The sequence below is a fragment of the Pseudomonas sp. GW821-FHT12A04 genome (assembly GCF_058807755.1).
Genome location: NZ_JBXAQZ010000008.1, coordinates 203311 through 209310 on the forward strand (window position 1 = coordinate 203311; position 6000 = coordinate 209310).

Annotated in this window: 4 protein-coding genes and 3 tRNA genes; all 7 read left to right on the forward strand. The window is 59.2% G+C overall.

Features of this window, described 5'->3' with window-relative positions; translation table 11 throughout:
- Positions 1-30 precede the first annotated feature (30 nt).
- The 7 genes from ltaE to AC1RS8_RS14730 all read left to right on the forward strand — a co-directional run bounded on the left by ltaE (position 31) and on the right by AC1RS8_RS14730 (position 5999).
- Positions 31-1035 carry a low-specificity L-threonine aldolase gene (gene ltaE, locus AC1RS8_RS14700; protein WP_223502712.1) on the forward strand — a complete coding sequence of 335 codons (1005 nt, stop codon included), beginning with the start codon at positions 31-33 and terminating at the stop codon, positions 1033-1035.
- Positions 1036-1181: 146 nt separating this feature from the next.
- Entirely contained in the window at positions 1182-3803 is a 2622-nt protein-coding gene (gene alaS, locus AC1RS8_RS14705) for an alanine--tRNA ligase (RefSeq protein ID WP_489339094.1), read from the forward strand.
- 91 nt (positions 3804-3894) lie between these two features.
- On the forward strand, positions 3895-5136 hold the full coding sequence (locus tag AC1RS8_RS14710; RefSeq protein WP_007971040.1) for an aspartate kinase: 1242 nt from the start codon (positions 3895-3897) through the stop codon (positions 5134-5136).
- 188 nt (positions 5137-5324) lie between these two features.
- Positions 5325-5513 (forward strand): carbon storage regulator CsrA, encoded by a 189-nt coding sequence (gene csrA / locus AC1RS8_RS14715; RefSeq protein ID WP_002554426.1) that lies wholly within the window; start codon positions 5325-5327, stop codon positions 5511-5513.
- A gap of 62 nt (positions 5514-5575) precedes the next feature.
- Positions 5576-5666 (forward strand) — tRNA-Ser (locus AC1RS8_RS14720).
- A 107-nt stretch (positions 5667-5773) separates the two neighbouring features.
- Positions 5774-5850 (forward strand) — tRNA-Arg (locus AC1RS8_RS14725).
- Between the two features lie 72 nt (positions 5851-5922).
- A tRNA-Arg gene (locus tag AC1RS8_RS14730) sits at positions 5923-5999 on the forward strand.
- The last annotated feature ends 1 nt before the right edge of the window (position 6000 follow it).

Here is a 6000-nt window from a genome sequence, read left to right on the forward strand (position 1 = left end):
GATTTCCCCCTGCTTACCGAGGCCAGATTCATGAGTGTTATCGATCTTCGCAGCGACACCGTCACCCAACCTTGCGCCGGCATGCTCGAGGCAATGACCAAGGCCGCCACCGGCGATGACGTGTATGGCGAAGATCCGACGGTCAATCACCTGGAAGCCGAACTGGCCAGGCGACTGGGCTTTGCCGCGGCACTGTTCGTGCCGACCGGCACCATGAGCAACCTGCTGGGGTTGATGGCCCATTGCGAGCGCGGTGACGAGTACATCGTCGGCCAGCAGGCCCACACTTATAAGTATGAAGGGGGTGGCGCGGCGGTGCTTGGCTCGATCCAGCCGCAACCGCTGGAAGTGCAGGCCGATGGTTCGCTGGACCTGGCGCAGGTCGCTGCCGCGATCAAGCCGGACGACTTCCATTTTGCCCGCAGCCGTTTGCTGGCGTTGGAAAACACCATGCAAGGCAAGGTCCTGCCACTGGAATACCTGGCACGGGCGCGCAGTTTTACCCGCGAGCATGGCTTGCAACTGCACCTGGACGGCGCACGTCTGTACAACGCGGCAGTGAAGCTGGGTGTGGATGCCCGGGAAATCACCCAGTATTTCGATTCCGTCTCGGTGTGCCTGTCCAAAGGCCTGGGCGCACCGGTCGGTTCGGTGCTGTGCGGCTCGGCCGAGCTGATCGGCAAGGCCCGGCGCCTGCGCAAGATGGTCGGTGGCGGCATGCGTCAGGCCGGGGTTCTCGCGGCGGCAGGCCTGTATGCGCTGGATAACAACGTAGAGCGCCTGGCCGATGACCATGCCAACGCGCAGTTGCTGGCCGAAGGCCTGCGCGGGGCGGGGTTCGAGGTCGAACCGGTGCAGACCAACATGGTTTACGTGCAGATGGGCGACCAGGCCGAGGCCATCAAGGCCTTTGCCGCCAACCGCGGGATCAAACTCAGTGCCGCCGCGCGTCTGCGCATGGTCACGCACATGGACGTCAGCCGTGCGCAAATCGAGCAGGTCGTCGCGACATTCGTCGACTTTTCGCGCAAGTGATAGCGTTAGCACTCCAATTGACCGTTTCTATCGTATAAACACGCTGTACCCCGCGCGCAGGGCCGATATAATGCGGCCCTTTGCCGTCGCTTCGTCTGTTGACGTTTCGAACAGGCCTTTGGCCGCAGCCTCCGTGGAAGAACCTAATGAAAAGCGCAGAAATCCGTGAAGCCTTCCTTCGCTTCTTCGAAGAGCAAGGCCACACCCGTGTAGCCTCCAGCTCTTTGATTCCGGGCAACGACCCAACCCTGCTGTTCACCAACGCGGGGATGAACCAGTTCAAGGACTGCTTCCTGGGCCAGGAAAAGCGCGCGTACACCCGCGCCGTCAGCAGCCAGAAATGCGTGCGCGCCGGCGGCAAGCACAACGACCTGGAAAACGTCGGTTATACCGCTCGTCACCACACCTTCTTCGAAATGCTGGGTAACTTCAGCTTCGGTGATTATTTCAAGCGTGATGCCATCAGCTACGCCTGGAACTTCCTGACTTCCGACAAGTGGCTGAACCTGCCGAAGGAAAAGCTCTGGGTCACCGTCTACGCCAGCGATGACGAGGCGTACGACATCTGGACCAAGGAAATCGGGGTTCCGGCCGAGCGCATGGTGCGCATCGGCGACAACAAGGGCGCGCCGTACGCCTCCGACAACTTCTGGACCATGGGCGATACCGGCCCGTGCGGTCCTTGCACCGAGATTTTCTACGATCACGGCGCCGACATCTGGGGTGGCCCACCGGGCTCGCCGGAAGAAGACGGCGACCGTTACATCGAAATCTGGAACAACGTGTTCATGCAGTTCAACCGCACCGCCGATGGCGTGTTGCACCCGCTGCCAGCGCCGTCGGTCGACACCGGCATGGGCCTGGAGCGGATCAGTGCCGTGCTGCAGCACGTTCACTCGAACTATGAAATCGACCTGTTCCAGAGCCTGCTGAGCGCTTCGGCCAAGGCCATCGGTTGCACCAACGACGCTCAGGCTTCGCTGAAGGTCGTGGCTGACCACATCCGTTCCTGCGGTTTCCTGATCGCCGACGGCGTGCTGCCGTCCAACGAAGGTCGTGGCTACGTGCTGCGCCGGATCATCCGTCGCGCCTGCCGTCACGGCAACAAGCTGGGCGCCAAGGGCAGCTTCTTCTATCAGATCGTCGCGGCCCTGGTCGCCGAGATGGGCGAAGCCTTCCCGGAACTGAAATCCCAGCAGGCGCACATCGAGCGCGTGTTGAAGGCCGAAGAAGAGCAATTCGCCAAGACCCTGGAGCAGGGCCTGAAGATCCTCGAGCAGGATCTGGCTGAGCTCAAGGGCGACGTGGTGCCGGGCGACGTGGTGTTCAAACTCTACGACACCTATGGCTTCCCGATGGACCTTACCGGCGACATCGCTCGCGAGCGCAGCCTGACCATCGACGAAGAAGGTTTCGAACGGGAGATGGAAGCCCAGCGAGTTCGTGCCCGTTCCGCCAGCTCCTTCGGCATGGACTACAACAGCCTGGTCAAGGTTGATGTGGACACCGAATTCACCGGTTACACCGCTCACAGCGGTTCCGCCAAGATTGTTGCTCTCTATAAGGACGGGCAATCGGTCGACGTGTTGAGCGAAGGCGAAGAGGGCGTGGTCGTTCTCGATCAGACGCCGTTCTATGCGGAATCCGGTGGTCAGATCGGTGATTGCGGCTTCCTCCAGGCTGGTGCTGCGCGTTTCGACGTGCGCGACACCACCAAGACCGGCGGTGCGTTCCTGCACCACGGTGTGCTGGATTCGGGCAGCCTGATCGTTGGCTCGCCAGTTCAGGCGCAGGTGGATGCCGACGTACGTCACGCGACTTCGCTGAACCATTCCGCGACTCACTTGCTGCACGCCGCATTGCGTCAGGTGCTGGGCGATCACGTTCAGCAGAAAGGCTCGCTGGTCGACAGTCAGCGCCTGCGCTTCGACTTCAGTCACTTCGAAGCCATCAAGCCTGAACAGCTGAAAGCGCTGGAAGACATCGTCAACGCCGAGATTCGCAGGAACTCCGAAGTTGAAACCGAAGAAACCGATATCGAAACCGCCAAGCAGAAAGGCGCCATGGCGCTGTTCGGTGAAAAATACGGCGACAACGTACGCGTACTGAGCATGGGCGATTTCTCCGTCGAGCTGTGCGGCGGTATCCACGCGAACCGTACCGGCGACATCGGCCTGCTGAAAATCATCAGCGAAGGCGGTGTGGCATCGGGCGTGCGTCGTATCGAGGCGGTCACCGGTGCGCAAGCGCTGGCTTACTTGAACGCGGCGGAAGAACAACTCAAGGAAGCGGCCAGCCTGGTCAAGGGCAGCCGCGATAACCTGATCGACAAGCTGTCGGCTGTGCTGGAGCGCAACCGTCTGCTGGAGAAGCAACTCGAGCAGTTGCAAGCCAAGGCTGCCAGTGCCGCGGGCGACGATCTGTCGGCCCAGGCGCTGGACGTCAAGGATGTGAAAGTGCTGGCCGTGCGTCTGGACGGTCAGGATGGCAAGGCGCTGCTGGCGCTGGTCGATCAACTGAAAAACAAACTCGGCCGCGCAGTGATCCTGCTCGGCAGTGTCCATGAGGAAAAGGTCGTTCTGGTTGCAGGCGTAACCAAAGACCTGACTGGCCAACTCAAAGCCGGTGATTTGATGAAGCAAGCCGCTGCGGCAGTGGGCGGGAAGGGTGGTGGTCGTCCAGACATGGCGCAAGGCGGCGGTACCGACGCTGGCGCACTGGATGCGGCACTGGCCCTGACCGTTCCGTTTGTAGAGCAGGGTCTATAAGGCAGTACTTGCGGCCCGCAGTCTAGTGGTGGGCCGCAACGCTGTTTGAGTGATTATTTGGGCGCCCTTCATGGGCAGAGGCGGCTTTGAAATGGCTTTGATCGTACAGAAATTTGGAGGCACCTCGGTCGGCACCGTCGAGAGAATCGAGCAGGTCGCCGACAAGGTTAAGAAATTCCGCGATGCCGGCGATGACCTGGTGGTTGTGCTGTCTGCAATGAGCGGCGAAACCAACCGTCTGATCGATCTGGCCAAGCAAATCAGTGGCGACGGCCAACCGGTTCCGCGCGAGCTGGACGTGATCGTTTCCACCGGTGAGCAGGTGACGATTGCCCTGTTGGCCATGGCGCTGATCAAGCGCGGCGTGCCGGCGGTGTCGTACACCGGCAACCAGGTGCGGATTCTGACGGATAGCGCGCACAATAAAGCGCGTATCTTGCAGATTGATGACCAGAAGATTCGCGGTGACCTGAAGGCAGGTCGTGTGGTGGTTGTCGCCGGTTTCCAGGGCGTCGACGAGCACGGCAACATCACCACCCTCGGTCGTGGCGGTTCCGACACCACCGGCGTGGCGCTGGCGGCAGCCCTGAAGGCTGACGAATGCCAGATCTACACCGACGTCGACGGCGTCTACACCACCGACCCGCGTGTGGTGTCCGTGGCTCAGCGCCTGGACAAGATCACCTTCGAAGAGATGCTGGAAATGGCCAGCCTCGGTTCCAAGGTGTTGCAGATCCGCGCGGTCGAGTTCGCCGGCAAGTACAACGTTCCGCTGCGCGTACTGCACAGCTTCAAGGAGGGTCCGGGCACCCTCATTACTATTGATGAAGAGGAAACCATGGAACAGCCGATCATTTCCGGTATCGCTTTCAACCGCGATGAAGCCAAGCTGACCATCCGTGGCGTGCCAGACATCCCGGGCGTTGCCTTCAAGATTCTCGGCCCGATCAGTGCCGCGAACATCGAAGTCGACATGATCGTGCAGAACGTCGCGCACGATAACACCACCGACTTCACCTTCACCGTGCACCGCAACGACTACCAGGCGGCGCAAGCCGTGCTGGAAAAAACCGCTGGCGAGCTGGGTGCCCGTGAAGTCGTGGGCGACACCAAGATCGCCAAGGTGTCGATCGTCGGCGTTGGCATGCGCTCTCACGCAGGCGTGGCCAGCCGCATGTTCGAATCCCTGGCCAAGGAAAGCATCAACATCCAGATGATCTCGACTTCGGAAATCAAAGTCTCCGTAGTGATCGAAGAGAAGTATCTGGAACTGGCTGTGCGCGCTCTGCACACGGCTTTCGAACTGGACGCACCGGCCCGCCAGGGCGAGTGATGCGTTTGCCAAAAGGCGCGGTCTGACCGCGCCTTTTGTTTTTTTGAATGGCGTGACCCCCGAGACTGTTCTTTTGCTCGCGCTAGTCAATACTCAGGCATGTAGGGCTGCGACCGCTCCGGTTGTGGGTCGAGTGCCTTTTTTTTGCAGACTGTTGTCCCTGAAATGAAATGCGTGAGGAGAAAAGTATGCTGATTCTGACTCGTCGGTGTGCAGAAAGCCTGATTATCGGTGATGGCGAAATCACCGTGACCGTGCTCGGCGTCAAAGGAAATCAAGTGCGCATCGGTGTTAATGCCCCCAAAGAGGTAGCTGTTCACCGGGAAGAAATTTACCTGCGTATCAAGAAAGAGAAGGACGAAGAACCAAGCCATTAATTTTTATCGTTTTTTATGTTTGCAAACGGGGAAGAAGCTGGTTAATATACGCCCCGTGTTGCGGAGAGCTGGCCGAGTGGCCGAAGGCGCTCCCCTGCTAAGGGAGTACACCTCAAAAGGGTGTCGGGGGTTCGAATCCCCCGTTCTCCGCCATTATTTGCGTAGTACGTTGTAATCTGGCTTTTTCGGTAAGTTGTTGAAATTACTAGAAAAAGTGCTTGACATAGAGATTAGACGGCCTATAATGCGCGGCAACAAATGCACTCGTAGCTCAGCTGGATAGAGTACTCGGCTACGAACCGAGCGGTCACAGGTTCGAATCCTGTCGAGTGCACCATTTAAGAGTTAGTTACAGCAATGTAAGTAACTTGGTTTCAACCAGTTGTGATCTGGTATAAAAACACAAATTGCACTCGTAGCTCAGCTGGATAGAGTACTCGGCTACGAACCGAGCGGTCACAGGTTCGAATCCTGTCGAGTGCACCAT